The organism is Sphingobium sp. LB126 (assembly GCF_002795205.1).
GTDB lineage: Bacteria > Pseudomonadota > Alphaproteobacteria > Sphingomonadales > Sphingomonadaceae > Sphingobium > Sphingobium chungbukense.
Map to the genome: position 1 here is coordinate 387,252 of NZ_NETV01000001.1, position 26,711 is coordinate 413,962.

Below are 26,711 nucleotides of genomic sequence, written 5' to 3' on the forward strand. Positions count from 1 at the left end.
TTATGTTTCGGATGTCATTGATGGGTCAAGGTGCAGGTTTCTCCTTTCTGGGTTTGGCCTGGTGGGCCGAGCTGTTTTTGAACCGGAAGCTGTCGTTGCCGGTTTCCAGGATATGGCAGTGATGGGTGAGCCGATCGAGGAGCGCGGTGGTCATCTTGGCGTCACCGAACACGGTGGCCCATTCGCTGAAGCTCAGGTTGGTGGTGATGATGACGCTGGTGCGTTCGTATAATTTGCTCAGCAGGTGGAAGAGCAGTGCGCCGCCTGATGCGCTGAACGGCAGATAGCCTAGCTCGTCGAGGACGACGAGGTCGGAGTGGACGAGCCGGTTGGCGATCTGCCCGGCGCGCCCCTGGGCCTTTTCCTGTTCCAGGGCATTGACCAGCTCGACCGTGGAGAAGAAGCGGACGCGCTTTCGATGATGCTCGATAGCCTGAACACCCAGCGCCGTGGCGACATGGGTTTTGCCGGTGCCCGGTCCGCCGACCAGCACGATATTGTCGGCAACGTCGATGAAGTCGCAGCGGTGCAACTGGCGCACCAGCGCCTCATTCACCTCGCTGCTGGCAAAGTCGAAGCCGGCGAGGTCGCGATAGGCGGGGAACCGCGCGACCTTGAGCTGATAGGCCACAGACCGCACCTCGCGTTCGGCTGTTTCGGCTTTCAGCAACTGGGAGAGGATCGGCACCGCCGCCTCGAAGGCGGGCGATCCCTGCTGCATGAGGTCGGTCACAGCCTGGGCCATGCCGGGCATTTTCAGGCCGCGCAGCATCACGACGAGGGCGCCGGTGGCGGGATCATGACGCATGACGGTTCTCCCGGCGCAGGGCATCGTAGCGTTCGACATTGGCCATCGGCTCACTGACCAGCCTCAACGCCTGTGGCGCCGTCACCGGCGGCGTCGAGAGCGGCTTTCCATCAAGCAGCCGGTGCAGCAGGTTGAGGATGTGCGTCTTGGTCGGAACGCCTGCATCCAGCGCCATGGCGACGGCGGTCAGCACCGCCTGCTCGTCATGATGGAGGACCAGCGCCAGGATCTCGACCATCTCCCTGTCGCCGCCGGGGTTGCGCAGCAGATGCCGTTGCAACCGCTGGAAGGCATCGGGCAGTTCGAGGAACGGCGCGCCGTTGCGCAGGGCGCCGGGCTTGCGTTGAACGACGGCGAGATAATGACGCCAGTCATAGACGGTGTGGCCGGGACCATCATGGGATCGGTCGATGATGCGCTGATGCTCGCATATGACCTGTCCCTCTGCGACGACCAGGAAGCGATCGGGATAAACCCGAAGGCTGACGGGCCGATTGGCGAAGGACGCCGGAACGCTGTAACGGTTGCGTTCCAGGTGGATCAGGCAGGTTGGCGAGACCCGTTTGCCATATTCGACAAAGCCATCGAACGGTCTGCCCACCGGCATCAGGCTTTCCACTTCATCGCCCCAGGCATCGGCGACCGAACCCGGTTCGATCCCGTGCGGGATATCCTGCCACAGCGCCTTGCAGCGCTCCTCCAGCCACAGGTTCAGGGCATCCAGGCTTTCCGCCTGCGGCGTGGGTTGCCATAGCCGATGACGGGCATCCTGGACATTCTTCTCGACCTGGCCCTTTTCCCAGCCCGCTGCCGGATTACAGAACTCGGCCTCGAACAGATAGTGACTGACCATGGTGAGGAAGCGGTTGTTGACGTTGCGCTCCTTGCCGCGCCCGACCTTGTCGATGGCGGTGCGCATATTGTCGTAAATCCCACGGCGCGGAACGCCGCCCAGCACGCGGAATGCGTGATTATGGGCATCGAACAGCATCTCGTGGGTCTGGAGCAAATAGGCCCGCACGAGGAAGGCCCGGCTGTAGCTGAGCTTGAAGTGCGCCACCTGCAGCTTGGTGCGCACGCCGCCGATGATCGCCCAGTCCTCGCTCCAATCGAACTGGAATGCTTCCCCCGGTGCGAAGGACAGCGGCACGAATGTCCCGCGCCCGCTCATCTGTTGCTCACGACGATAATCATCGCGCCAGTCCCGGGCAAAGGCCGCCACCCGATTGTAGGAGCCGTCATAGCCCAGGCTGACCAGATCAGCATGCAGCTGCTTCATCGTCCGCTTCTGCTTGCGGGTCCGACCCATCTCCCGTCTCAGCCAGGCTGACAGCCGCTCCGCGAACGGGTCCAGTTTGCTCGGCCGATCGGGCACCTTGAACCGCGGCTCGATCGTGTCCGAACGTAGATATTTACGGATCGTATTACGTGACAGCCCGGTACGCCGCGCAATCTCGCGGATCGAAAGATGATCGCGGAAATGCCAGCGCCGGATAACGCTCAATAACGCCATGTCCAACACTCCATGACCCCTCGCTCGTCAATGCCAGGGGTGAGTTCAACATGGGTCACTTCTCAGTGGAAATATCGGCCCTTCCCGGGTCACTTCTCAACGGTAATCAACATCTGGCTCAAGGGTTACGAAGGGACCTCGCTGTCCGATCTCACTGCGGCGATCGGAATCGAACGGCCGAGCCTCTATCGGGTGTTCGCGAGCAAGGAGGAATTGTTCGGCCAGACTCTCGAACGCTACCGACGACAGCATCTCGAATTCGTGGAACAGGCACTCGAAATTCCTTCGATCGAGATTGCGATTGAGACGTTTATCTGTCGGTTCATCGAGGTTATCGCCGACCCCGACACGCCACTGGGCTGCCTGACCTTGAATGGTGCGATTGCATGCGCACCGGAACATGAGACGATCCGGCAGAAGCTCGTGAATTACCGCGCCTATTATGAAGGCGTATTGCGTCGACGCTTCGAAGCCGCGCTTGCGAAGGATGAACTCGTCGACAACGCCGCACCAGAGGTACTCGCCCATTTCGTCATCTCGGTTTGTGGTGGTCTGGCACTTCAGGCCAAGTCCGGCGATCTTCGAGAAACCTTGTGCGCAACCACGAAGATGGCCCTTAGCTGCGTCTCGCAGCAGCTTCGATAGGATCTGCATGGAACCCAACTTGAAGGGTATGACGCCCTAGATCAGCTGTGATCTGGCGTACCCTCCTTCAGCCCGGCACCATGAGGTCTTTCAAGTTGGGCAAGTGCGTTGGACTGCGCCCTCGGTCCGGGAACGGGATGTTCGACCGATTCGAGCACCCATTCGTAGATTTTGCTTCACGCCTATGAGGGCATGACCTGTAGAGACGGCTTGGGACAGGCCTCCCCTGCGCGCCCACCCTTTGACCGCCCTTCTTGGCTATGTCCGCGTGCCCTGACGCCACAGCCCGAGGATCACGATCTGCCACGCGACTGCTATGGCGCCTGCGATGAACACCACGTCGCCAAAGGTACGGATCCAGCGCAGCGTCTCAATGTTGATTACCGTTGAGAAGTGACCCGGGATTTCCACCGAGAAGTGACCCGCCTGATATTATGTTTCGGATGTCATTGATGGGTCAAGGTGCAGGTTTCTCCTTTCTGGGTTTGGCCTGGTGGGCCGAGCTGTTTTTGAACCGGAAGCTGTCGTTGCCGGTTTCCAGGATATGGCAGTGATGGGTGAGCCGATCGAGGAGCGCGGTGGTCATCTTGGCGTCACCGAACACGGTGGCCCATTCGCTGAAGCTCAGGTTGGTGGTGATGATGACGCTGGTGCGTTCGTATAATTTGCTCAGCAGGTGGAAGAGCAGTGCGCCGCCTGATGCGCTGAACGGCAGATAGCCTAGCTCGTCGAGGACGACGAGGTCGGAGTGGACGAGCCGGTTGGCGATCTGCCCGGCGCGCCCCTGGGCCTTTTCCTGTTCCAGGGCATTGACCAGCTCGACCGTGGAGAAGAAGCGGACGCGCTTTCGATGATGCTCGATAGCCTGAACACCCAGCGCCGTGGCGACATGGGTTTTGCCGGTGCCCGGTCCGCCGACCAGCACGATATTGTCGGCAACGTCGATGAAGTCGCAGCGGTGCAACTGGCGCACCAGCGCCTCATTCACCTCGCTGCTGGCAAAGTCGAAGCCGGCGAGGTCGCGATAGGCGGGGAACCGCGCGACCTTGAGCTGATAGGCCACAGACCGCACCTCGCGTTCGGCTGTTTCGGCTTTCAGCAACTGGGAGAGGATCGGCACCGCCGCCTCGAAGGCGGGCGATCCCTGCTGCATGAGGTCGGTCACAGCCTGGGCCATGCCGGGCATTTTCAGGCCGCGCAGCATCACGACGAGGGCGCCGGTGGCGGGATCATGACGCATGACGGTTCTCCCGGCGCAGGGCATCGTAGCGTTCGACATTGGCCATCGGCTCACTGACCAGCCTCAACGCCTGTGGCGCCGTCACCGGCGGCGTCGAGAGCGGCTTTCCATCAAGCAGCCGGTGCAGCAGGTTGAGGATGTGCGTCTTGGTCGGAACGCCTGCATCCAGCGCCATGGCGACGGCGGTCAGCACCGCCTGCTCGTCATGATGGAGGACCAGCGCCAGGATCTCGACCATCTCCCTGTCGCCGCCGGGGTTGCGCAGCAGATGCCGTTGCAACCGCTGGAAGGCATCGGGCAGTTCGAGGAACGGCGCGCCGTTGCGCAGGGCGCCGGGCTTGCGTTGAACGACGGCGAGATAATGACGCCAGTCATAGACGGTGTGGCCGGGACCATCATGGGATCGGTCGATGATGCGCTGATGCTCGCATATGACCTGTCCCTCTGCGACGACCAGGAAGCGATCGGGATAAACCCGAAGGCTGACGGGCCGATTGGCGAAGGACGCCGGAACGCTGTAACGGTTGCGTTCCAGGTGGATCAGGCAGGTTGGCGAGACCCGTTTGCCATATTCGACAAAGCCATCGAACGGTCTGCCCACCGGCATCAGGCTTTCCACTTCATCGCCCCAGGCATCGGCGACCGAACCCGGTTCGATCCCGTGCGGGATATCCTGCCACAGCGCCTTGCAGCGCTCCTCCAGCCACAGGTTCAGGGCATCCAGGCTTTCCGCCTGCGGCGTGGGTTGCCATAGCCGATGACGGGCATCCTGGACATTCTTCTCGACCTGGCCCTTTTCCCAGCCCGCTGCCGGATTACAGAACTCGGCCTCGAACAGATAGTGACTGACCATGGTGAGGAAGCGGTTGTTGACGTTGCGCTCCTTGCCGCGCCCGACCTTGTCGATGGCGGTGCGCATATTGTCGTAAATCCCACGGCGCGGAACGCCGCCCAGCACGCGGAATGCGTGATTATGGGCATCGAACAGCATCTCGTGGGTCTGGAGCAAATAGGCCCGCACGAGGAAGGCCCGGCTGTAGCTGAGCTTGAAGTGCGCCACCTGCAGCTTGGTGCGCACGCCGCCGATGATCGCCCAGTCCTCGCTCCAATCGAACTGGAATGCTTCCCCCGGTGCGAAGGACAGCGGCACGAATGTCCCGCGCCCGCTCATCTGTTGCTCACGACGATAATCATCGCGCCAGTCCCGGGCAAAGGCCGCCACCCGATTGTAGGAGCCGTCATAGCCCAGGCTGACCAGATCAGCATGCAGCTGCTTCATCGTCCGCTTCTGCTTGCGGGTCCGACCCATCTCCCGTCTCAGCCAGGCTGACAGCCGCTCCGCGAACGGGTCCAGTTTGCTCGGCCGATCGGGCACCTTGAACCGCGGCTCGATCGTGTCCGAACGTAGATATTTACGGATCGTATTACGTGACAGCCCGGTACGCCGCGCAATCTCGCGGATCGAAAGATGATCGCGGAAATGCCAGCGCCGGATAACGCTCAATAACGCCATGTCCAACACTCCATGACCCCTCGCTCGTCAATGCCAGGGGTGAGTTCAACATGGGTCACTTCTCAGTGGAAATATCGGCCCTTCCCGGGTCACTTCTCAACGGTAATCAACAGTCTCAAGAAAGCCTTGCTGGAGGAACGCGTCGCTGCGCGCATACCACATGCCGGTGGTGACACTGGCTTCGAACTGGAACAGGCCAACCGGAAGCAGGCTGGTGAAGATCATCAGCACTAGCCCCGCGTTCAACCCCCAGAAGCCGGTCTGCATCAGCCGCTCGTTGAAGGCGATGTCGGACCTGATGTAGCGCAGCACCAGAAGGGTGAACCCGAGCGCCAGGAAGCCATAGACTCCGAACAGCGCCGCGTGGGCGTGGACCGCGGTCGTGTTCAGCCCCTGAAGGTAGAACAGTGCGACCGGCGTGTTGATCATGAAGCCGAAGACGCCGGCACCCAGCATGTTCCAGAAGGCGACCGCGATGAAGCACATCAGCGGCCAGCGCATCGCGCGCATCCAGGGGGCGTGATTGCGCAGGCTCCAGCGCTCCCATGCTTCGTAGCCGAGCACGATCAGCGGCACCACCTCAAGCGCGCTGAACGCCGCGCCGACCGCCAGGATGGGCGTGGTCGTGCCCGAAAAATAAAGGTGGTGGAAAGTGCCAGGCACGCCGCCCACCATGAACAAGGAGGCCGAAGCGAGGCTGGCGGCGGTCGCGATCCGCCGTGACACCAGGCCCATGGAGGCGAAGATGAAGGCGATCGCAGCGGTGGCGAACACTTCGAAAATGCCCTCCACCCACAGGTGGACGACCCACCAGCGCCAATATTCCATGATCGTGATGTGGGTGCGCTCGCCGTAGAACAGTCCCGAGCCGTAGAAGAGACCGATCGCGACGGTGGAGACGGTGAGCAGCGCCAGCAGGCTTTTGTCGCCTCCATCCTTCGCGCGCAGCGCCGGCAGCATGCCGCGCAGCATCAACGTAAGCCAGAACAGCAGCCCGCCGAACAGTGCGATCTGCCATACGCGGCCCAGGTCGAGGAACTCATATCCCTGATGCCCGAACCAGAAACTGAGATTGGCAGGCAAGGCATGCGAGAGCGCTAGAAAATTGCCGATGAAGGATCCGGCGACGACAAGGATCAGCGCCCAGAACAGGATGTCGACGCCGAGCTTCTGATACTTGGGGTCACCGCCGTTGATCACCGGCGCAAGGAACAGACCGGCGGCGAGGAACGCCGTCGCGATCCATAGTATCGCGCTCTGCACATGCCAGGTGCGGGTCAGCGCATAGGGAAACCATTGCGAGACATCGATGCCGTAGAAGCTTTGTCCTTCGATCGTGTAGTGCGCGGTGAAGCCGCCGATGAAAACCTGGAAGATGAACAGCGCGGCGACGACGAACAGATATTTGCCGAGCGATCGCTGCGACGGGGTGAGCGCGGCCAGCGTCAGCGGGTCCCTGTCCGCCGCGACGAGCGGCGTATCGTCGTGACGGCGCAGGAACGCCCAGCCCCAGATCAGCGTGCCGACGCCCGCGATCAGGATGACGACGCAGGCAAGCGACCAGAGGATGTTCTCCGGCGTCGGCTGGTTGCCGATCAGCGGTTCGGGTGGCCAGTTGTTGGTGTAGGTGGCGACCGTCCCGGGCCGTTCCGTCGCGGCGGCCCAGGCCGTCCAGAAGAAGAAATCGGCGAGCTTGGCGCGGCTTTCCGGGCTTGGGAGCGTCCCCTCTTTCATCGCATAATTATCGCGCATCTCCTGAAGCGCGGGATCATTGCCGTAGAGCCGGCTATAATGGTCGGCAGTCAGCGCGATCGCGCGGGCGCGGCGATCCGACACCGTGAGGACGCCTGTCGCGGCATCATGGCCGTTGTGGCGATATTCCTGCCGCAGGCGATAGGTCAGCGCGGCCTTCTGCTCGACACCCAGCGTATCGAACGCCTTGCCGTAGGTCTCCCACGCGGCGAGATCCAGCCATGCGACCAGTTCGCGATGGAGCCAGTCGGCACTCCAGTCAGGAGCCTGGTAGGCGCCGTGGCCCCAGATCGAGCCGAGTTCCATCCCACCTGTACTTTGCCAGGCCGCTTGACCCGCCAGGATGTCGTCATGGGTCATTAGCACCGAGCCGGAGGGCGTGACGACCCTGGCGGGGATAGGTGGAGCCTTGCGATAGACTTCAACGCCCGATACGCCCAATATCGTGAAGGTCACGGCCAGGACCGCGATCAAAGTCCACCAAAGCTTGCGATACTCGCCCACTGTTTCCCCCCCTGTCGTTACCACCGCGTCGTACCAGTCGCTCAGGCCGGTTCAGGCCCTCCGCCATGGGATTCATCGAACATGATCGTCAGAAGCAAGGAACTGTCGACGATCGCTTCTACCGCGTGCGGGGCACCCGGATCGAGGAAGAGCCAGTCGCCGGTTCGAAGCTCCGGCGGCGTGCTACCCTCAAAGCGTACATGACCCGCAATACAGTAAAGCGTCATCGAACCGGCAACGTGGTGCGGTGCGATTGATTGGCCGGCGCGAATGACCAGGTGAACGGCCTCGAAGGATGGTGTGCGTGCCAACGCCACAGTCCGTGTGGTCTTATCGCCGAGCGGTGCCAGGCGAAACACCTCTCCTGGTCGGGAATGCGGCAGCGCCACAATCAGTCCGCCTGCGCTGCGCGCATCGCGCGGCTTACGCCGCCTATCAGCCTTGAGAGTTCCGCAAAAAATCGCTGGGTTGCGGTCTTGAGCGGAGCGCTGTTTCGTTCGCACGACACAGGATGTCGCAAATCAAGCGGGCCCGATCCGATCACTTCACCGCATTCTGGACAGAGCATTGCGATACCTCAGCCGTTATTTTCCGCTAGACGGTTTTCGTTCCAGCCGCTGCCCGAATCTAGCATAGTCGAGGGATTCGAGGTTGCGCTGGCGCAAACTGCTCCACTTTTGCGAACCCGCTCTTACAAGGAAGCCATGATTGCTCGGAATCCCGTTAGCGCAGATCCGATCTCGGGCATCGCGCTGTTCACGGCGTTGCCGCCGGATGTACGAGCGCAAGCGGTTGCGATCGCGCGCAAGCGGGATATCCCCCGTGACGTACGGGTCTTTGACCAGGGACAGCCGGCCGGCCGTGCACACGCCCTATTGTCTGGGAGTGTCCGGATTACCCAGTCGGGGAGCGACGGCGGCGAGATACTGGTCCGGTTCATTGGTCCGGGCGAAATTTTCGGTTGTGTTCCTTTGTTGACCGATGGCCTCTATCCCGCCGACGCAACGACGATGGTTGATTCGATCGAGATCAGCTGGAGTCCCGTCGATCTCCTGGAGCTGATGCGGCAGCATTCCACGATTGCGATCAATATGACCGCCATTCTCGGCACGCGGTTGAGCGAAGCGCAGGAAAGGTTGCGCGAGCTTGCCACGCAGAACGTCGACCGACGGATCGCGCGGGCCTTGCTAAGGCTAGCCGACCAAGCCGGAAGACGAATGAATGACGGCATCCGGATCGAGTTTCCCCTGCGGCGCAAGGATATCGCCGATATTGCCGGCACTACGCTCCATACCGCCAGCCGGGTCGTTGCAGGGTGGGAACGGCGTGGCTTGATTGCGAGCCATAATCAACAATTGGTCCTGCTATCTCTCGATAAGATTCGTGAGATCGCCGACGGTGCTGCCGGGCATTAGGTCAACCGATGCCAAGCGAAGCCGAGCCCAGCGGCGCCTTCCGCCTCGATGAACCAGACCGCAGCAGCCTTGCGTTCATTGCGCCATCTATCACAACCAACAGCCGCGACGGATTCCGAATCGTCACCTATCCACGCATTGAAGAAAGCAGAGCGTTCAAGCGAACTCAGGAAGACTGACGTTTTCCACGAGGGAGGATGCGTTCTCTGTCCTCTGATCAACGTGTGCCGCCGGCAGTGTAAAGGGCGGAAACATTACCCTCATTATTCACAGATATGAAATTCAGTATTCCGAAATACTGCTATTACAGCACTACCATAGATGGTGGCACATACCCTATAATGAATAATATGCATTTTTTGAGAGAAGTACGATGACAAAGCGTGTTCTATTGTTACTTGCTGACGGATTTGAGCCCCTGGAAGCAGCCGGATTTACCGATGTTCTCGGCTGGGCGAATCTTGATGGAGAAGAGGGAATAGAGCTCGTTTCTGCAGGCTTGCGGTCGCCGCTCAAGGCGACATTCGGATTCTCAGTTTTGCCCCAGGCACTGGTGGCAGACCTTGATCTGGACGGATTTGATGCCGTTGCCGTTCCAGGGGGATTTGAAGGTGCGGGCTTCTATAACGACGCTTTGTCGCAGCCATTTACCGACATTATTCGCAGATTTGTGGAGAGGCAGCAAACCGTGGCGGCCGTTTGCGTCGCATCCCTATCATTGGGTGCAGCTGGAGTGTTGAATGGCCGACGCGCTACGGTTTATCACCAGATCGGCGGCAAGCGGCGAGCTCAGCTCGAAGGTTATGGAGCGCAGTTTGTCGACGAAGCCGTTGTCGTCGACGGCACGTTGATTACCTCGACTGGTCCAGGCACCGCGATCGAGGTTGCCTTTGAACTGCTGACAACCCTAACATCGCAAGCGAACTCAGATCATATCCGCAAACTGATGCGGATCCCAGAACCCGCGGAATCGTGGCGTCGCACGCCTCAGGTGCCCTGAGCTTGAAATAGCGGTCTGGCGGATGGCCGTCCGACTATTGACAGCGCGTATCCGGGTTCGATCGGGCCTTTCGCACGCTAGCCGAAACCCGAAGGTGCCTTCGGCCTCGATGAAAAGGTTCATGGAGGCGGGTGTTGTGTCGGCCCCTTCCAGTCGAGCCGATCCACTCATCGACCTCTGCTGGGGTTCGCCGACATCGTCGACCCGCCGCAAGGACGCGAAACGCATCATCGATATAGTGCTCGCCTGCCTCTGTGAGCCGGACGCTGCGAGTGGTCATCTCATTCTGTCTGGCGATCCCTGGCAGACCGCGCACGTACCCACCCACTCGAAACCGATCGGCATCTGCCTCGATCGAATCCGCGGCGGCCCAACCGCCGCGGACATCCGTATCGCGCTTCAGTTTTTCACGTCACGCAACAGTCCAACCAATAGCGCGACGAGCTTGTCGAGATTTTCCTGGTTCGTGCGCCAGCTTGAGAAACTCAGCCTGAACGCCGGGCGTCCTTCCCATCGGGTCATACCGAACCAAGCAACACCGGAAGCCTGAGCGGCCCGGCAAATGCGCTGGGTGCGCTCGTCGTCGTCCGCGCGCACCAGCACCTGGTTCAGCACCACATCATTCAGAATCTCATAGCCTTCGGCTCGGAGACGTTCAGCGACATGCTGCGCCTGCGAAATGTTGCGGTCCACGAGTTGACGAAGGCCATCTCGGCCTAGCGTCCGCAATGCCGCCCAGATCGGGATGCCGCGAGCGCGACGCGAGAACTCGAGTGTCAGGTTCTGCTGCGCGGAGGCGGAGGTCGGCGCGTATACCGCCTCGGAGGACATCGCGGTCGCCATGTCGTTCGCTTCCCGGCAAATAGCGAAGGCACCGTCATAGGGCGTGTTCAACCATTTGTGGCCGTCCGCCGTCCAACTGTCCGCCCACTCCACGCCATCGCACAGCGCCCGAGAGGACGAAGCGCGCGCCCAAAGGCCGAACGCCCCATCGACATGCACCCACGCCCCACGCGCCTGCGCCATGGGGATGAGCTTGGCGAAATCATCGAAGCTACCGGTGTTCACCTCGCCCGCCTGAAGGCATAGGATTGTCAGATCGTCCGCATCGGGTACTTGCTCGACGATCGCACGGCCCGATCCGTCGACCGGCAGTCGCACGAGATTGTCGAGACCGAAGCCCAGAATGCGAAGCGCCTTGATGACGGCCACATGCGCCGTCTCCGGCAGCATGACCCTCACCACCGGCGCGCCTTGTGCGCCGTGGCGGTCCCAATTCCAGCCAGCACGCGCGAGCAGCGCCCGGCGGGCTGCTGCGAGACAGGCGATGGTGCAGGCAGTGGCACTCGTGCCGAAGCCCACCCCGGCGGACCGGGGAAGGTCTAGGGCTTCCAAAATCCAGCGAGCCGCCTGTGTCTCGATCACGTCGGAGACCGGCGAGCTGTCGAACGTCGATGCGCGCTGGTCCCAAGCGAGCACTAGCCGCTCGGCGGCAGCGGCGGCCGGGAGAACGCCACCGATTACATAGCCGAAATAGTTGGGGCCCGTGCTCGCGGATGTCGCGGGAGAGCCGATATCGTCGAGAAGCCGCAGTGTGTCCGTAGCCGTCGTCCCGTGTTCGGGGAAATCCTCCTGAAACGCTGAGAGTGCTCCGAGGGCCTCGGGTGCCGGCCAGGCGCGGCGGTTGCCGATCGTAGCTGTGTAGGAACGCGCGCGTTCGTCAGCAGCTTGCAACAGGTTGATTTCGTCGCCATCAGCCGTACCTGCGACGCCATTCAATTGTTCCAACACATACTCCATGGGTGAGTGATTCCGGGTCGCCTGAGGCAACCCTTTCTGCGCGTCCCCTTCCATCGATTTAGAGAGAGGAGCGCCTGCGTCAATGTCCCATCGACCGTCTCAAAGCCGTCCAGAACATCGAAGTGATTCTTGCCCGGGATCTCCAGCGGAATACCTTATGCTTCCCCTCGCGGCCCATGCATCGAGGAAATCGTTGGATCGATTGCCGAAGGCCGTAGTCTCCGCGTCGCCCCAGGCGTCGATCAGCGGTGTGACGCATGCCCTCACGACGCGGATCGGGCTGATGTTGAGGATCTCGAAGCGCTGGCTGAAGCCAGCTATGGGCGAACTGCGCCATGTCGAACAACCCGAGATCGAATGGCGGATCTTCGAGATGTCGACAACGCTGCCCTCTGCCTCGCGTATCGTTGCCCTGCCAGCCTCGTGATGATGACTTCTATCGAGTCGCATTAAGTCACGGTTTCCGGTTCAAGCTCGTAGCGAACCAGTATCTCGAGTTTTGCGCGCAGCCCGTCGGTCAGATGATCGACCAAACCGCGGACGCGCGCGGAGATGCGATCTCCTTCGCGGTGGAGGATATGGACTGGCAAGGGTGGAGCTTCCCAGTCGGTGAGGATCGCCTTGAGCGAACCCGCGCGCAGTTGGTGGGCGATTTGATCTGAGCAGGCCTGGGTCAGTCCGAAACCAGCCTCAGCCGCAGTAATGCCGCTCTCGTGGGAGTTCACGAAGAACCTTGGACGGACCCTCTTGGTGAACGCCTCTCCCCCCCTTCCGAACTGCCAATTCAACCCAGCTCCGAGTGCCGTGATGCCGATGGTCTCGTGCGCGTCCAGATCTTCCGGCCGCTGCGGGATACCGTGAACCTCGAGATAGGAAGGCGCGCCGCAGACGATCCGCCGAACCGCGCCGACGCGGACCGCGCGAAGGCTGGAATCGGCGAGCGCTCCGACCCGGACCGCGATGTCCTGGTTCTCGTCCGAAAGCTGAACCACCCGATCGACATAGAGCGTCGCGATCTCCATGCCGGGATGGAGGCGGAGGAATTCGACAAGCAGATCCGACACGAAAAGACGCCCGAAGAGAATGGACGCGGTGACATTGACGCGACCGCGCAATTCCCCATGGATTCCGCGGGCGGCGTCGCCGGCGTCATCCACCGCCGAGAGAATGCGGCGCGCATCGTCGACATAGCGCTGTCCGGCCTCGGTAAGCCGGACGCTGCGGGTGGTCCGTGCGACGAGCTTCACATTGAGTTGGGTCTCGAGTTCGGTGACGATGCGGGTGATGGCCGGAGCCGAGAGGCCGAGTTGACGTCCGGCGGTCGCGAACCCGCCTTGCTCGGCGATGGCGACGATGACCTGCATGGCGCGCAATGTGTCCATTATTCACGATTCCGGAAAAATCATTTCAGCAAAGTCTATATTCCCTATTCTTCTGGAATTCACCAAAATCCAACACGAACCCGAGGTCATCGGTGTGGATCGTGCGGCTGAAGCTGCCCTGAGTGGGAAAATCGGAGCAATCTCCTCGCGCCGACACTCGCTGGTCCGATTGCCCGAAGGTTTGCGCGATCGGTCGATCTCGCATGCTCCGTTCGTAAGGAAAGGCCACCAATGACAGATTCCCGTACCGTCCGCGCTGCGGCCGTTCAGATCGCTCCGGCGCTGGATACACTGGCGAACACCGTCGATCGCGTACTCGCCGCGGTCTCGGAAGCGGCCTCGAAGGGCGCTGAGCTCGTCGTCTTCCCCGAGACGTTCCTCCCTTGGTATCCCTATTTCTCAATCGTGCACGGTCCGGCGCTGATCGGCGACGAGCACCTCCGCCTCTACAAGAATGGCGTCGTTGCGCCCGGCCCGGTCACGGAGGCACTGTCTGCTGCCGCGCGCCAGCACCACGTCGTTATCTCGATCGGCATCAACGAGCGCGATCACGGCACGCTTTACAATAGCCTGCTGATTTTCGACGCCGATGGCACGCTTCGCCTCAAGCATCGCAAGCTCTCGCCTGCCTATCACGAGCGCATGATCTGGGGCGTGGGCGACGGCTCGACGTTGAAGGTGATCGACACCGCGGTCGGCCGCGTGGGCGGTCTTATCTGCTGGGAGCATTACAATCCACTCGCTCGCTACGCGCTGATGGCGCAGCATGAAGACATCCACGTCTCGATGTTCCCTGGCGCGCTGTTCGGCCCTACCTTCGCGGACCAGACCGAAGTGCAGATCCGGAACCATGCGCTGGAGAGCGGCTGCTTCGTCGTCAACGCGACAGGGTGGCTCACCGAGGCGCAGATTGCGGAGATCTCAGGCGAGCACGGTGCGGCGGACATGATCCGCGGCGGCAGCATCACCGCGATCATCGATCCCGAAGGCCGACATGTCGTGCCGCCGCTGACCTCGGGCGAGGGTATCCTGATCGCCGACCTCAACATGGACCTGAACCTCGGCCGCAAGCGTCTGATGGACTCGGTCGGCCACTTCTCGCGCCCCGAGCTGCTGCGGCTGCTGATGACCAACCCGGCGACGTCCCCCGCCGTGACCGCCCAGGACCTGACGCCGGACCAGATATCCAAGGCGCTCAACGTGGCGGGCACCGACGCCGTCTCCCCCGCGCAGGCGGAAGCCTGACCTAGCGGGTTCGCGCGCACCATGCCATCCCCCTGGCATGGTGCGCGCGACTTGTCGTTGTCGCACCGCATAGGTCTATGCGACTATCGCACGCGGCCGGACAGTCTGGACCATGATCGAAAGCTTCTCACATCAGGGACACACGCTGTCCTGCACGATCGAAGGGAGGGGCCCGCTCCTTCTCTTTCTTCATGGCCTTGGCGGCAATGCCGAGAACTGGGTGCTCCAGCGAAAGGCGTTTGCGTCTTCGTACCGTGTCGTCGCGCTGGATCTGCCCGGCCATGGCCGGTCGGGCGGGCGCGACGTCCCATTCACGCGCTATTGGGAGGCGATCGAGGCGTTGTGCGCGCATCTCGGCGCCGACAGGATTGCGATATGCGGTCTGTCCAAGGGAGCCCGCGCTGGACTGATGTTCGCTGCACGGTTTCCGAGCTGCGTTGAGCGTATCGCGGTTGTCAATGCCTTCGTTCATCTGACTCCAGCAGACCGGCGGGCGCGGCTCGCGCTCTACGATCTGCTCCTCCAGCCGGATGGTGGTCGCGCTTGGGCCGAACAACTGCTCGCCGCCATGGGCGTGACCGGGCACCGGGCGATCGTCCGGGGGTTCCTGAAATCGCTCGACAGTATCGATCCGCGGCATATCCGCGCACGGTTCCAGGAACTGATTGATTTCGACCAGCGTCCGGAGCTCGCGGACGTCCGCTGCCCGGCGTTGCTCGTGCGTGGCGAGCGGGATGGTTTCGTGCCGCCCTATTGCGTGGAAGAGCTGCACGGGTTCCTCAAGGATTCCTCGATCGTCCGACTGCCCGATTGCGGGCACCTGCCCTATCTCGAGGATCCGACGGCCTTCAACGCGCTGCTCGCGGGCTTTCTTTCCGGAGCGGACATCGAAGCCAGCGCCTAGCTAGCCCCACCCGGAGCAAGAGGAGATTTTCCGATGGAGATTGAGCGTCTGAAGTCCGGCCGTCGCATGAGCCAAGCGGTCATCCATAAAGGCATCGTTTATCTCGCCGGTCAGGTTGGCGCTCCGGGCGAGGATGTGGCGACCCAGACACGTGCCGTCCTCGAGAAGATCGACGAGCTTCTTGGCGAAGCGGGCGCGGATCGATCGCGCCTTCTCCAGGCGACGATCTGGCTCGCCGACATTGCTGATTATGGCGCGATGAACCAGGCTTGGGAAGCTTGGCTCGATGGCGCTCCAGCACCTGCGCGCGCGACAGCACAGGCACAGCTTGCCCGTGCGGACTGGAAGGTCGAGATCATCGTCACCGCGGCGGTCCAGTAGGCCGGCGGCCAGCGCCGGGCGATCCTATGGATCGGCATCGGCGCCGGGCGTTGCCGCCGGCTCGCTGCTCCGGCGCACGGTCGACGCACCGGCGGGCGGATGGCCGAATGCGAGGCGGCGCGACGTCACGCCATCCGGCCGTGCAACGAGTTCGATCACCGCGTTATTTGGCGTGTCGACGAACAAGCGGTGAAACACCGGCACGAATTTGCGGTGGGTGAACATCATCTGCGGGAGCTTCATGTCGGCCAACGTCCCCGCGAGCAGATCGGGCAATCGGATGAACTCGGCATATTCGTTGATGCCGTCCATGCCGGGCGTACCAAAGGCGATCTCCGGTCGCCTTTGGTCGATTACTCCGCCTTTATGGCGACGCATCGCCTGGAAGAATATCCAGGCGAGATCGAAGGCGATACCGCCGTGCCGATCGAACATCGCGTCGCGATCGCTTATCCAACGCACTCCCAGGGGCGATTTCGCATCATTGACGATCCCGAGCACGACTGAGGCGAAGGCGGCGACGAGGAATATCTGGCGGAGCAGGTTGAGCGACGGCTGGCGGCGCGCGAGTTCGACCTCGAGCCGCCTGAGGCGGCCATCGAGCGCTTCATAGAAGGCCGCGTTGGGCGGCTCGGCTTCCCCCCACTCTCGTACCAGACCGCGCAGGGCGCCAGTCAGCCCATGCATCATGCTCTGGGTGACCAGGTTGCGCAGATAGACGCTGTCGCGCTCGACCACGAAATTGACGCTGAAGGCGACCGGGCAGCTCAGATAATCGAGCAGCCCTTCGGAGGGTGTGCGAGTCGATTTGATGTCGGACGGGGCAGCGGCCGCGACGTAGGATGCGATATTCGCATATGTGTCATGATTGAGCAGGACGACGAAGGAGAACGCATCGTTCTGCTTCGCGCCGTCGCCCACGCTGTAATCGGACAGGATGTTCCAAACCGCTGCCGCTGGAATGGCTTCGAACCAACGCTGAAAATCGGCATGAATTGTCGCGCCGGATCGTTCGACTAGTTGGATGAGGTCGAACATGGCTCTCCCCTATGCCGATGTTTTTGGGCGACGCAATTCGCCGACCTTGAACATTGGTCGTTCGCTGGTCAAACCTTCTTGTCCGATGCCATAGGGAAAGATAGCGCCTTGGGGGGGGGGGGGGGGAAGAATGCCGAAGAAGCTGGCGATCGTCGGAGGTGGTCCCAAAGCGGCCGCGATCGTTGCGCGCGCTGCGGTGCTGCGCGATCTGCTCGGCGATAACAAAGTCCCCGAAATCGATGTCTACGAGAAGAACGGCGTAGGCTCCGCCTGGAGTGGCGATGATGGTTTCTCCAGTGGCCATCTCACCCTTTGCTCGCCGGCCGAGAAGGATGTCGGCTTTCCCTATGCCGACGTGTTGCCTCGCCACGACGGCAAGGCTATCGCGCCGATACTCTACGGGCGCTTCTCCTGGTCGAGCTTCCTGGTGGCGGATGGGCAATATGCAGAGTGGGTTGATCGCGGGCGCGATTACCCTGCTCATCGGCTCTGGGCGGAGTATCTCGCCTGGGTCTTCCTTCAGGCCGGTCAAGGCGTGGTCGAGGCGCAGGTCCTCGACGTGGCGCCCCAAGCAAAAGGTGGCTGGCACATCCGGTATCGGGATGGACCCGCCACTCGCACAAGCTATGCCGATGCCGTCGTGCTGACGGGTACCGGTCAGGCGCGCCCACTCCGCTCGGCCGTGGGCATTCCGGATGGGCGGATCTTCGACGCTGAGACCTTCTGGGACGCGCGGGAAGACGTCTTGGAGTTCGGCGAGATCGCGGTCGTCGGCGCCGGTGGCGCGGCGGGGGCGATCATCGCGTGGTTGAGCCATGCGTTGAGCGAGCGCAGCGATGCCACGATCCGCAGCATCAGCCCGATGGGCACGCTATTTGCCCGTGGCGACGGCTATGCCGAGCGGCGATGGTTCTCCGATCCTACAGACTGGCGGGAGCTCAGCCTCGCGGATCGAAAGAAGCTTGCGGAGCGAACCGAAAACGGCGTGATATCCCAGCGAAACAAGTCGATCATCGACAACGCGCGGAACATCGCGTTCGTCCACGGCCATGCCACGAATATATCCTGGGACGGGTCGGAGCTGAAAGTCGATCTTGAGTATGATCGACGCCCTACCCACCCCGTGAAAGCGGACTGCGTGATCAATGCCATTGGCTTTGACTCGTGGTCGCTGCTGAATCTTGTCGACGAGCCCGCTCGAGCCGGGCTGCTCGCTCCCGCGCAGGCGGCGTTACGGGAGACAGCCGCGGAAAATATGCTTCCCAATCTTTCCTTTGGACCGGGTGCCAATCTCGGCGAAGGCCTGCATGTGCCGGTGCTCGCGAGCCTAGCACATGGGCCGGGGATGGGCACGCTCGGCTGCCTGGGCCTCGTCGCCAAGTCCGTGCTCGACGGTTATCTGGAATAAACACGCAAGACGGCTTGTGATAGCCACACCATCACATATATACGTATATACGCCACAATGGCGAGCGATGCTAACATGCGAGGAGATTGGCCATGGCCGAGGATCTGGTGATGCGGTCGGTATATGTCCGGGCCGGCGAGGATGCACAGCTTCGGCAGCTCGCGCATGAGCTCAACGTCACGAAGAGCGACTTGATCCGCTCGGCGATCAGCCGGAAGCTTGCGGAATGGATCGCCGATAATAGCGGCGAGAAGCTGCGCGCCGATATCGCCTCGGGGCTACGCGAGGTCAGCCTGCAACGCGAGGTCAGACGAGTGAAGCCAGTGCCGATCGGGCGCAAGAAGGTGGCTGCGGCCAAGCCCGCGACATCGAAGAAGGCGGCTGTGAAGGCCACGAAGAAAAAGGAATTGGCGCCGGCTGAGTAAGTCCGCGGCGCCGGAGGCGAATGATGGCGGTGCGGAAGAACGAAGCTGGCATCTGCGAAGCGGTGATCCGCCTCCTCGAAGAGGACACCGGCGGCATTCGGGACGATGTCCGGTTTCCCGAGGTCGATGGGATCGGGCCACCGGTGGAATGCCGCTTCGGGCTCGACGGTCGCCGCTTCGCGATGGAGCATACCCTGGTCGAGCCCTTCACCGACCAGATCCGCACCGGATCCGAGTTCCACGCCTTCGCCGCACCGATCGAGGCGGCTCTTAACGGCAGCATGCCCTCGCCCGGCACCTATACGTTGCAGTTCCCGGTCCATCCGACCGCCGGCCGTCATCGGCGGACCCACGCGGCGCTGCGCGAACGGATCATCGCCTGGGCACGCGAGATGGGAACGGAGCTCCACGGGGCGGCCCCCCACCGCGAGGATCGCACTCGTCATCCGCATGGCTATGAGGGCGAGCGATCGACCGAAATCGACGGCCTCGAGCTGACGCTGCGCCGGCGAGTCCATTGGTCGGAGACCGGCCGCCATGACAGCGCCTTGTTTCTCGTTCGCTCGGTCGGAACAGACCTTGAAGATTTGCGGCTGGAGCGCATCACGACCGCGCTCGATCGCAAGCTGCCGAAGCTATCGGCATGCCGCGCCGAGGGTGACAGGACGATTCTGGTCCTCGAATTTGCCGATATCGCGCTCACCAACCATGTCTTGATCGCTCAGGCGCTCGAAAAGGCGCTCCAGGGACGCGATTTCCCGGACTTCGTCGTCATCGTCGATGCTGTGTTCGAAGACCGTTGGAACGTCTTCTTCCCGGTCATGAATCGTGTATTCTCGATCGATATGGAGTGGATCGAGGTCGAGCCCCCTATCGCGAGGCCGCCGCAGCCTGAGATCGTGCTGCCGGTCCACGCTGATCCACTCCAGCGGCGGTTTTCACATCATGCGCCGCTTGAAATTGCAATGCGGGTGGTGAGGTGGCGCCCGCGACGTTAGGGGACCGGATGCCTCGGTTCCTTCCTCCGCTTCACGCTTGGTCTTCCGCCTTTATCGCCGCCCTCATTGGCTTTGGCGGGACCGTCGCGTTGGTGGTGCAAGCGATGCGGACGCTGGGCGCGTCCGTCGAGCAGACCGGCTCGGCCGTCACCGCGCTCTGCCTTGGCATCGCGATCGGGAGCGCTGCGCTTTCCATTCGATTGCGCATGCCCATCGTACTCGCATGGTCGACGCCAGGCGCGGCATTGCTCGCGGCTTCGACGCCCGGCCAGGCCTGGCCCGTTGCGATCGGGGCGTTCCTGGCCAGTGGCGCGATGATGGTCTGCCTCGGTGCCGTGCCGGCGCTCGGCCGGCTCGCCGAGCGGATTCCGGCGTCGGTGGCATCCGCCATGCTGGGCGGCGTCCTCCTCCCCTTCTGCCTGGGGCTATTCAAGATCGGCGGCACCGACCCGCTGCTGGTGACGGTCATCGTGGTCGTCTTTCTGGCCGCCCGCCAGCGGGTGCCGCTTTATGCGTTGCTGCTGGTGTTGGCGGCGGGCGCTCTCCTATCGGCCCTGAGAGGCGATATTGGGCCGCTGCCCGCTGGAGCCACGGTTGGGACCTTGTCGCTGACGGTGCCCCACTTCGATGTCCGGGCGATCATCAGCATCGCGCTTCCCCTCTTTCTCGTGACGCTTGTCTCGCAGAACCTGCCAGGTCTGGTCGTGCTCCGAACGGCGGACTACCGTCCGAAGCCAGGGGTGCTGCTGGCCGGGACGGGCCTCGCCTCCCTCGCGGCGGCACCTTTCGGCGCTCATGCCGTCAATCTCGCGGCGATCACGGCGGCGATCTGCACCAGCGAGGAAGCGCATCCCGATCAGGCACGGCGGTGGACGGTCGGTGTCCTATATGCCGGCTGCTATCTCGTCCTGGCGCTGTTAGCGCCGCTGCTCGTCCGCTTCTTCCTCGCTCTCCCGCATGACGTGATCGCGGCCCTGACCGGAATTGCCCTGATTCCGGCGCTGGTTGGCGTGCTTGAGACTGCCGTTGCCGCGAAGGACGAGCGCGACGCGGCGATCGTCACCTTCCTCGCGACAGGATCCGGCATCGCGCTTTTTGGGCTCGGAGCGGCGTTCTGGGGACTGCTTTCCGGTTTTGCGGCCCTTGGCGCGCGGGCACTGTTGCGGCGCAGGGCAGTGGCTTGACCCTGCCCGGCGCCGTAATCCCGGGAGCCGCTTAGTCCCTCGCGTCCCGAAGCAGGCCGGCAAGAAGCTCAACGAGCCGGTCGAGATTCTCCTGGCCGGTGCGCCAGCTCGAAAGGCGCCAGCGGGTGAGGCCGAACCAGACGACGCCGGACGCGTGGGCGGCGCTGCAAATCTGCTGGGTACGCTCGTCGTCGCCGGCTCGCACTAGCACTTGGTTCAGCACCACGGCGTTCAATATCTCGTAGCCTTCGGCCTCGAGGCGCGCCGCGACATGCTGGGCTTGGGCAATGTTGCGGTCGACCAGTTCGCGAAGGCCATCGCGACCGAGTGCGCGCAGCGCCGCCCAGATAGAAATCCCACGCGCGCGGCGCGAGAATTCAAGGGTGATATCCTGCTGGGCGGACGCGGATGCCGGCGCATAGACGACCTCGGACGATATCGCGGACGCCATGTCGGACGGTTCGTCGCCCGCGAGGCGGGCGTGGTCGGTCCTCCTCAGCGCGTTCCTTCGTCACCGCGCATGCAAGGACGAGAAGAAGCTACAGGCGACCCGCCTCGAAGAGCAGGAACATGACGAAGGAGGAATGGCGCGCGCGTTCCACGATCTCTTCGTCCAGCGGCGCGCGAAGACCCAGCATCACGTCATCGAAACCAGCTTTCAGCAATTGGATGAAGGTTTGGGCCGCAAGCCGCTGATCCCGGATGAACCAGGAATGCCGGTCCTTCCACCGATCAAGATAACCAGAGAGGCGCGCCTCGGCGAAGCCGATTGTCTGCTCGTGATAGCGCCGCCCAATCTCGGGAAAGCGGTGCGCGTCGCGTACGACGACACGGAAGAGCGCGAGTTGCGCCGGCGATAACGCGTGGCGCAAATAGAGTTCGCCCGAGACCGGGAGCGCGGTCTCCGGCGGCTCGCTATACCAGGCCGGTTCAGCGGGCGCATCCTGCGGATCGCCGCACGCGGCTTCCATGACCGCGGTGAACAGTTCGGCCTTGCTTTCGAAATGGCGATAGAGCGTCTTGATCGACACCCCGGCGGCGTCCGCGATGTGATTGACCGACGCCTCGGCGTAGCCGGATTCCAGGAACGCCTTGAGCGCGGCATCGACGATCTGCGTCCGCTTGCGCTCCATCAGCCGTGCTTTCGGATTGTCGTCCGACCAGGTCTTGACCATCCACGTCCCAACTTCTTGACAACCCATACGACAGCGTTCACTGTCGTATTAACGACAGCAGGTGCTGTCGTTAATAACTAGGGCTGGCGTGAGGTTCCCGCAAGGGCGTCTTCGTCGGCTGAACGGAGAACAGTGTGTCGATGCTCGAACCACTTACCCGCCCGCTTTCGCTTCCTTGTGGGGCGACCATCGAGAACCGCATAGCCAAGACGGCGATGAGCGAAGGCATGGCCGATCTCGATCATCATTCGACACCGCGTTTGGAGGCCCTCTATCAACGCTGGGCGCAATCCGGCGCGGGCCTGTTGTTCAGTGGGAATATCCAGGTCGATCGCGACCATCTTGAGCGCCCGCTCAATATCGTGATCGAGGACGACGGCGGAAGCGAGCAGCTCGCACGGCTGGCGGCAGCGGGGAAATCCGGCGGCGCGCATTTCTGGGCGCAGCTCAGCCATCCGGGCAGGCAGGTCGATGCCGCCATCAATCCCGCTCCGCTCGCGCCCTCTGCTGTCGAGGTCGACGTGATCCGCGGCGCCGGCTTCAACTTCGCCCCTCCGCGCGCGATGGACGAGGCCGAAATCGGCCGGACGATCGAGCAATTCGCCTATGCCGCCGCGCAGGTTCGCGATGCAGGCTTCACCGGCGTCACGTTGCATGCCGCGCATGGATATCTGATCTCCCAGTTCCTCAGTCCGCTCAGCAACCGTCGCGAAGATCGTTGGGGCGGCTCGCTGGAGAACCGTTCGCGCTTTCTTATCGAGGCGATCCGGGCGGTGCGCGAGGCGGTCGGATCGGATTTCCCGATCGGCATCAAGCTCAATTCGTCCGACTTTCAGAAGGGCGGTTTCACGAGCGCCGAATGCGTCGCCCTGGTCAAGGTGCTGAACGGCACAAGCTTGGACCTGCTCGAAGTGTCGGGAGGTTCGCTGGAGCAGCCCAAGGTGATGGGGATCACCCTCAAGGAGGAGGGCGAGGACGGCCCCCGTCAGAGCACGATCGCGCGCGAGGCATATTTCGTGAACTTCACGAAGGAGATTCGGGATGTCGCCACGATGCCGGTGATGGTCGATGGCGGCTTCCGCTCTGCCGCCGCGATGATCGAGTCCCTCGAAAAGGAGGAACTTGATCTCATCGGTATCGGCCGGCCGATGATCGCCGACCCACAGGGTCCGAAGCGCTTGCTATCGGGAGAGATCGACCGTCTACCGAGCTACGAGACGCGATTTCAGATCTTTCATTTCCTGCCCTGGAACAACATGCAGCTCGAGCGGATGGGCGACGGTCTCGCCCCCGACCTCTCTCTTGACGGCGAGGCGGCATTCAATGCCTTCGTGGAGCTAGAGGCTAATAATCTCGCGGCGCTCCTCATGCACCGCGGGATGGCCGGCAGTGCCGGTTCGCGGAAATAGCTTGATCCGAGGCGAACACGTTATTGGACCTCGGCAGCCCTGAGCGGCGAAAAGCCTATTCGAGCAGGTTGGCAAGGTTGCGAAGCGTCGAGTCCATGCCCTTGAGGTGATCCGCCTCGGCGATTCCAACGGGCACGTTCTCGGCAAGGAAGGTCACCTTAGTGCCGCCCGTCACCGGTCGCATGGTGGTGGTCAGCGTCATCGTGCCCGAAAATGCCGGATCCTTCGTCTCGAACGAAATCGACTCGACGATTCGTTCCTCAGGATAGATCTCGATGAAGCGCGAGAGGACGACATCGCGCTCGGCGGCCGACTTTCCGGTGCCGATGCTCGCATCCTCATAGGTCAGCGTCATGCGATATCCGCCGCCTGGCCGAGGATCGAATCCATGGATTTCGGCGGTCATGCCCGATGGTGGTCGCCAGTTCACGATCACTTCGGGATCGAGAAAAGCCCGGAAAATCGCGCGTTGGGTCGCGAGGATAATTCGAGAGGTGGTGTGCGTCGAGAAGTTCATGGTCGCTGTGCTCCTAACCTGCACGGCGTCGCACGCCAACGACGTTCCGATGCCCGCATTCCTCTTGACGGAATTTGACCCTATATCTACTTTCGGAAAAAATCATTCCCTATACGATACAAGGGCAAGCGCGAGGCGAGGATCGCATTATGAAGATTGTTGTAATTGGTGGTGGTGCTGCTGGTCTAGGTGCTGCGGGTGCGGCACTGGGTACCGATCCTTCTGCCGAGATGGTTGTCTACACGCAGTTCGAAGACGTCGCCTACAGCCCCTGCGGCATTCCCTTCGTCCATGGCAAGGAGATCGAGTCGTTCGATCGTCTGTTCCTCGCGACGAAGCAGCAATATCAGGAGCAGGGCATCGATGTGCATTACGAGACCACGGTCGAGAGCATCGATACCAAGCGCCGCACCATCAAGGTGCAGGGCGAAGGCGAGGTTCGCTACGACAAGCTGGTCCTAGCCACCGGCTGGAACTATCGCGATCCCGAGCTGCCCGGCGGGGAGCTCAAGGGCATCTACCGGGTCAAGAACATCCAGCGCGCCAGGGAGTGGGATTCCTTCCTTGATACGGTGAAGTCCGCCGTGGTGGTCGAGTGCGGCCTGATCGCGGTCGAGATGGTGACTGCCCTGGTTCACCGCGGCATCAAGGTAACGGTGGTCGATCCCGGCCCCTGGCCGATGGCCGAAGTGGTGGATCCCGATATCGTCGATCCGGTCCGCGCCGGCTGGGCGGAAGCGGGCGTGACCACGCTCTGGGGCGAGCAGGTGACCGCGTTCGGTGGTGACGGCACCCTTTCCTACGTCGAGACCACCGCCGGTCGCGTCGAGGCGCAACTGGCGATCATCGGCACCCGCAAGGTTCCCAATAGCGATCTGGCGCGCGCCGCCGGGATCGAGCTGGGCGGCACCGGCGGCATCATCGTCGATGCCCGCATGCAGACTTCGGCTCCGGACGTTTACGCGGCGGGCGACTGCACTGAGATTCCGCATGGGGTTTCCGGCGTGCCGCTGCAGGGCCTCTCGGGAAGCCACGCTTACGCGCAGGGCAAGACCGCTGGCATCAACGCCGGCGGCGGCGTTCGCGAATATCAGCCGGTCTATGTGCCTTGGGCGATGCTCGCCGGCGAATGGATGATCGGTGGCGTGTCGTTCGGCGAAACGACGGCCAGCGCGGTCGGCATGAACTTCGTCAGTGGTGTCGCCAAGGGGATCACCCGCGCGCGTTACTATCCGGGCGTCAAGCCGATCACGGTGAAGCTTCTGGCGGACCCGGGCACGCGCTGCCTGATCGGCGCGCAGATCGTCGGCGGCGAAGGCGTGAAGGAGCGCGCCGACTTCCTGGCGGTCGCTGTTCGCGCCGGCATCACGATCGACGATCTCGCGACGATGGAGAATGTCTACTCGCCCGCGATCGGCGCGCTCAACGAGCCGATCCAGATGGCCGCGTTGGCCGTCCAGCAGAATATGGGGAAGTGAGCATGTCGTTCTCGCAATGGCTGCGCACCAACTCGCAGCAATATCTCCTTGCCGACGCGCAGCAGCGCATCGGCCGGAAGAACGGCATTACGGTCTACGGCAAGCCGCGCTCCATCAAGGATCGGTTCTGGCGCTACATTTTCGTGCCGACCTACAAGGTGCTGCCCGACGGGCTGCGTCAGTATCTGATCCACGCCATGCCGGGTAGCCATCGCCGGACCTGGCCAAAGCCGAGCCCCCGTCCCCGTCCGCCCCACCCGTTCGTGCGGATCAACGGGGTCGACCGCCCGCCCACGAAATGAACCGCTGAACCACCACCCTCGGGCGACGCCCGAACGATTTTCGTAAGGAGAGAACTATGCCGAAGACAGTGACAATCCCTGCTGCGAAGGAAGGCGATATCCTCTTCAATGTGGAAGAGAAGGTCTTCCCGGATCTCAAGGCCAATGAAGGCGACAAGGCCTTGATCCTCATGCACACCGTCCCGTTCGAGGGTTCGGTGGGCTTCGTGAACATGCTGACTGCGACGCGACTGCAGCGCAAGGGCTTCGAGCTGTCGTTCGTGCTCTATGGTCCGGGCGTCCTGATGGCTGCGGCGACGCGCGGCTATCCGGCGGTGGGCCAGGAAGCCTTCGCCGGCAATCTCCAGTATAATCGTCAGCTCAAGACTCTGATGGACGAGGGCGCCAAGATCTATGCCTGCCGCTTCGCCATGGGCGCGCTGTACGGCATGCGCGAGGACGATCTGATCCCCGGTGTCATCCCGATCAACCCGCTCGACGTGCTCGATATCAATATCCAGGCATGGCGCGACCGCGCCCTGATCTTCTCGACCTGGACCGTCTGAGCCCGGTCTCCAATCCATGGAAAGCAGCAAGCCGGGTCAGGCTTGCTGCTTTTTCTTTGTCGATCGTACGTTATCCTCCGCCGAAGATCTCGAGATTTCGCATCGGTTTCCTCACAGTGCACAAGACGCC

The 26,711-nt window shown here is 62.4% G+C and carries 27 protein-coding genes; 15 read left to right on the forward strand and 12 right to left on the reverse strand.

The features are described from left to right. Positions 1 to 25: 25 nt before the first annotated feature. The gene (gene istB, locus CAF53_RS01800) at positions 26 to 808 is read right to left on the reverse strand and encodes an IS21-like element helper ATPase IstB (RefSeq protein WP_100236963.1); all 783 of its coding nucleotides are present in this window, start codon (positions 806 to 808) and stop codon (positions 26 to 28) included. Continuing rightward, a complete protein-coding gene (gene istA / locus CAF53_RS01805) occupies positions 798 to 2,321 on the reverse strand; it encodes an IS21 family transposase (RefSeq protein WP_100236964.1) in 1,524 nt (507 codons plus the stop codon). Before istA (CAF53_RS01805) ends, istB (CAF53_RS01800) begins: the two co-directional genes overlap by 11 nt. 30 nt (positions 2,322 to 2,351) lie before the next feature. Between istA (CAF53_RS01805) and CAF53_RS29005 the strand changes: the two genes are divergently transcribed. Next, entirely contained in the window at positions 2,352 to 2,966 is a 615-nt protein-coding gene (locus CAF53_RS29005) for a TetR/AcrR family transcriptional regulator (protein WP_157801170.1), read from the forward strand. A 457-nt stretch (positions 2,967 to 3,423) separates the two neighbouring features. Here CAF53_RS29005 and istB (CAF53_RS01815) read toward each other — a convergent pair whose 3' ends face one another. The 4 genes from istB (CAF53_RS01815) to CAF53_RS01830 form a co-directional block, all read right to left on the reverse strand. Then, positions 3,424 to 4,206, reverse strand: coding sequence for an IS21-like element helper ATPase IstB (gene istB / locus CAF53_RS01815; protein WP_100236963.1), 783 nt, complete (start codon positions 4,204 to 4,206; stop codon positions 3,424 to 3,426). Continuing rightward, positions 4,196 to 5,719, reverse strand: coding sequence for an IS21 family transposase (istA, locus tag CAF53_RS01820; protein ID WP_100236964.1), 1,524 nt, complete (start codon positions 5,717 to 5,719; stop codon positions 4,196 to 4,198). The genes istB (CAF53_RS01815) and istA (CAF53_RS01820) overlap by 11 nt, the downstream gene beginning before the upstream one ends. Positions 5,720 to 5,815: 96 nt before the next feature. Continuing rightward, a complete protein-coding gene (locus CAF53_RS01825; protein ID WP_100237110.1) occupies positions 5,816 to 7,975 on the reverse strand; it encodes a nitric-oxide reductase large subunit in 2,160 nt (719 codons plus the stop codon). Between the two features lie 41 nt (positions 7,976 to 8,016). After that, positions 8,017 to 8,364: a cupin gene (locus tag CAF53_RS01830; protein WP_100237111.1), complete on the reverse strand. Its 348-nt coding sequence runs from the start codon at positions 8,362 to 8,364 to the stop codon at positions 8,017 to 8,019. Positions 8,365 to 8,451: 87 nt separating this feature from the next. On the opposite strand from CAF53_RS01830, the gene CAF53_RS01835 reads away from it, so the two are divergent. Together CAF53_RS01835 and CAF53_RS01840 are read left to right on the forward strand one after the other, a co-directional pair. Continuing rightward, complete coding sequence (locus CAF53_RS01835) at positions 8,452 to 9,390, forward strand: Crp/Fnr family transcriptional regulator (RefSeq protein ID WP_242443359.1); 939 nt, start codon at positions 8,452 to 8,454, stop codon at positions 9,388 to 9,390. A gap of 373 nt (positions 9,391 to 9,763) precedes the next feature. Next, positions 9,764 to 10,390 (forward strand): DJ-1/PfpI family protein, encoded by a 627-nt coding sequence (locus CAF53_RS01840; RefSeq protein ID WP_100237113.1) that lies wholly within the window; start codon positions 9,764 to 9,766, stop codon positions 10,388 to 10,390. 399 nt (positions 10,391 to 10,789) lie between these two features. Here the strand turns inward: CAF53_RS01840 and CAF53_RS01845 are convergent, their stop codons facing one another. Next, on the reverse strand, positions 10,790 to 12,178 hold the full coding sequence (locus CAF53_RS01845; RefSeq protein WP_197707331.1) for a pyridoxal-dependent decarboxylase: 1,389 nt from the start codon (positions 12,176 to 12,178) through the stop codon (positions 10,790 to 10,792). 214 nt (positions 12,179 to 12,392) lie between these two features. On the opposite strand from CAF53_RS01845, the gene CAF53_RS01850 reads away from it, so the two are divergent. Beyond that, a complete protein-coding gene (locus CAF53_RS01850) occupies positions 12,393 to 12,617 on the forward strand; it encodes a hypothetical protein (protein WP_157801171.1) in 225 nt (74 codons plus the stop codon). A 22-nt stretch (positions 12,618 to 12,639) separates the two neighbouring features. On the opposite strand, the gene CAF53_RS01855 is transcribed toward CAF53_RS01850, so the two are convergent. Continuing rightward, a complete protein-coding gene (locus tag CAF53_RS01855) occupies positions 12,640 to 13,572 on the reverse strand; it encodes a LysR family transcriptional regulator (protein ID WP_100237116.1) in 933 nt (310 codons plus the stop codon). A gap of 231 nt (positions 13,573 to 13,803) precedes the next feature. On the opposite strand from CAF53_RS01855, the gene CAF53_RS01860 reads away from it, so the two are divergent. From CAF53_RS01860 to CAF53_RS01870, 3 genes are all read left to right on the forward strand, one after another. Further along, a complete protein-coding gene (locus CAF53_RS01860) occupies positions 13,804 to 14,817 on the forward strand; it encodes a nitrilase-related carbon-nitrogen hydrolase (RefSeq protein ID WP_100237117.1) in 1,014 nt (337 codons plus the stop codon). Positions 14,818 to 14,929: 112 nt separating this feature from the next. After that, positions 14,930 to 15,721 (forward strand): alpha/beta hydrolase, encoded by a 792-nt coding sequence (locus CAF53_RS01865; protein WP_100237118.1) that lies wholly within the window; start codon positions 14,930 to 14,932, stop codon positions 15,719 to 15,721. Between the two features lie 33 nt (positions 15,722 to 15,754). Next, positions 15,755 to 16,102 (forward strand): RidA family protein, encoded by a 348-nt coding sequence (locus CAF53_RS01870; RefSeq protein WP_100237119.1) that lies wholly within the window; start codon positions 15,755 to 15,757, stop codon positions 16,100 to 16,102. A gap of 24 nt (positions 16,103 to 16,126) precedes the next feature. Here the strand turns inward: CAF53_RS01870 and CAF53_RS01875 are convergent, their stop codons facing one another. After that, a complete protein-coding gene (locus tag CAF53_RS01875; protein ID WP_100237120.1) occupies positions 16,127 to 17,140 on the reverse strand; it encodes a hypothetical protein in 1,014 nt (337 codons plus the stop codon). A gap of 130 nt (positions 17,141 to 17,270) precedes the next feature. Between CAF53_RS01875 and CAF53_RS01880 the strand changes: the two genes are divergently transcribed. The 4 genes from CAF53_RS01880 (at position 17,271) to CAF53_RS01895 (ending at position 21,155) form a co-directional block, all read left to right on the forward strand. Next, a complete protein-coding gene (locus tag CAF53_RS01880) occupies positions 17,271 to 18,548 on the forward strand; it encodes an FAD/NAD(P)-binding protein (protein ID WP_100237121.1) in 1,278 nt (425 codons plus the stop codon). Positions 18,549 to 18,640: 92 nt separating this feature from the next. Then, positions 18,641 to 18,973 (forward strand): hypothetical protein, encoded by a 333-nt coding sequence (locus tag CAF53_RS01885; RefSeq protein ID WP_100237122.1) that lies wholly within the window; start codon positions 18,641 to 18,643, stop codon positions 18,971 to 18,973. A gap of 23 nt (positions 18,974 to 18,996) precedes the next feature. Next, a complete protein-coding gene (locus CAF53_RS01890; protein ID WP_157801172.1) occupies positions 18,997 to 19,971 on the forward strand; it encodes a hypothetical protein in 975 nt (324 codons plus the stop codon). 8 nt (positions 19,972 to 19,979) lie between these two features. Next, positions 19,980 to 21,155, forward strand: a complete 1,176-nt coding sequence (locus CAF53_RS01895) for a benzoate/H(+) symporter BenE family transporter (RefSeq protein WP_100237124.1) — start codon at positions 19,980 to 19,982, stop codon at positions 21,153 to 21,155. A 31-nt stretch (positions 21,156 to 21,186) separates the two neighbouring features. Here the strand turns inward: CAF53_RS01895 and CAF53_RS01900 are convergent, their stop codons facing one another. Continuing rightward, positions 21,187 to 21,606: a pyridoxal-dependent decarboxylase gene (locus CAF53_RS01900; RefSeq protein WP_100237125.1), complete on the reverse strand. Its 420-nt coding sequence runs from the start codon at positions 21,604 to 21,606 to the stop codon at positions 21,187 to 21,189. Between the two features lie 88 nt (positions 21,607 to 21,694). Next, positions 21,695 to 22,330 carry a TetR/AcrR family transcriptional regulator gene (locus CAF53_RS01905; RefSeq protein WP_157801173.1) on the reverse strand — a complete coding sequence of 212 codons (636 nt, stop codon included), beginning with the start codon at positions 22,328 to 22,330 and terminating at the stop codon, positions 21,695 to 21,697. 140 nt (positions 22,331 to 22,470) lie between these two features. On the opposite strand from CAF53_RS01905, the gene CAF53_RS01910 reads away from it, so the two are divergent. Then, the gene (locus CAF53_RS01910) at positions 22,471 to 23,739 is read left to right on the forward strand and encodes an NADH:flavin oxidoreductase/NADH oxidase family protein (RefSeq protein ID WP_100237127.1); all 1,269 of its coding nucleotides are present in this window, start codon (positions 22,471 to 22,473) and stop codon (positions 23,737 to 23,739) included. 55 nt (positions 23,740 to 23,794) lie between these two features. Here the strand turns inward: CAF53_RS01910 and CAF53_RS01915 are convergent, their stop codons facing one another. Then, positions 23,795 to 24,295 carry an SRPBCC domain-containing protein gene (locus CAF53_RS01915; protein ID WP_242443360.1) on the reverse strand — a complete coding sequence of 167 codons (501 nt, stop codon included), beginning with the start codon at positions 24,293 to 24,295 and terminating at the stop codon, positions 23,795 to 23,797. A gap of 110 nt (positions 24,296 to 24,405) precedes the next feature. Here CAF53_RS01915 and CAF53_RS01920 point away from each other — a divergent pair, with 110 nt between their 5' ends. The 3 genes from CAF53_RS01920 to CAF53_RS01930 are packed head-to-tail and all read left to right on the forward strand — an operon-like array spanning position 24,406 to position 26,581. After that, entirely contained in the window at positions 24,406 to 25,734 is a 1,329-nt protein-coding gene (locus CAF53_RS01920; RefSeq protein ID WP_100237129.1) for an FAD-dependent oxidoreductase, read from the forward strand. 2 nt (positions 25,735 to 25,736) lie between these two features. After that, positions 25,737 to 26,036, forward strand: a complete 300-nt coding sequence (locus CAF53_RS01925) for a hypothetical protein (protein WP_100237130.1) — start codon at positions 25,737 to 25,739, stop codon at positions 26,034 to 26,036. 56 nt (positions 26,037 to 26,092) lie between these two features. After that, positions 26,093 to 26,581 carry an MSMEG_0572/Sll0783 family nitrogen starvation response protein gene (locus CAF53_RS01930; RefSeq protein ID WP_100237131.1) on the forward strand — a complete coding sequence of 163 codons (489 nt, stop codon included), beginning with the start codon at positions 26,093 to 26,095 and terminating at the stop codon, positions 26,579 to 26,581. The last annotated feature ends 130 nt before the right edge of the window (positions 26,582 to 26,711 follow it).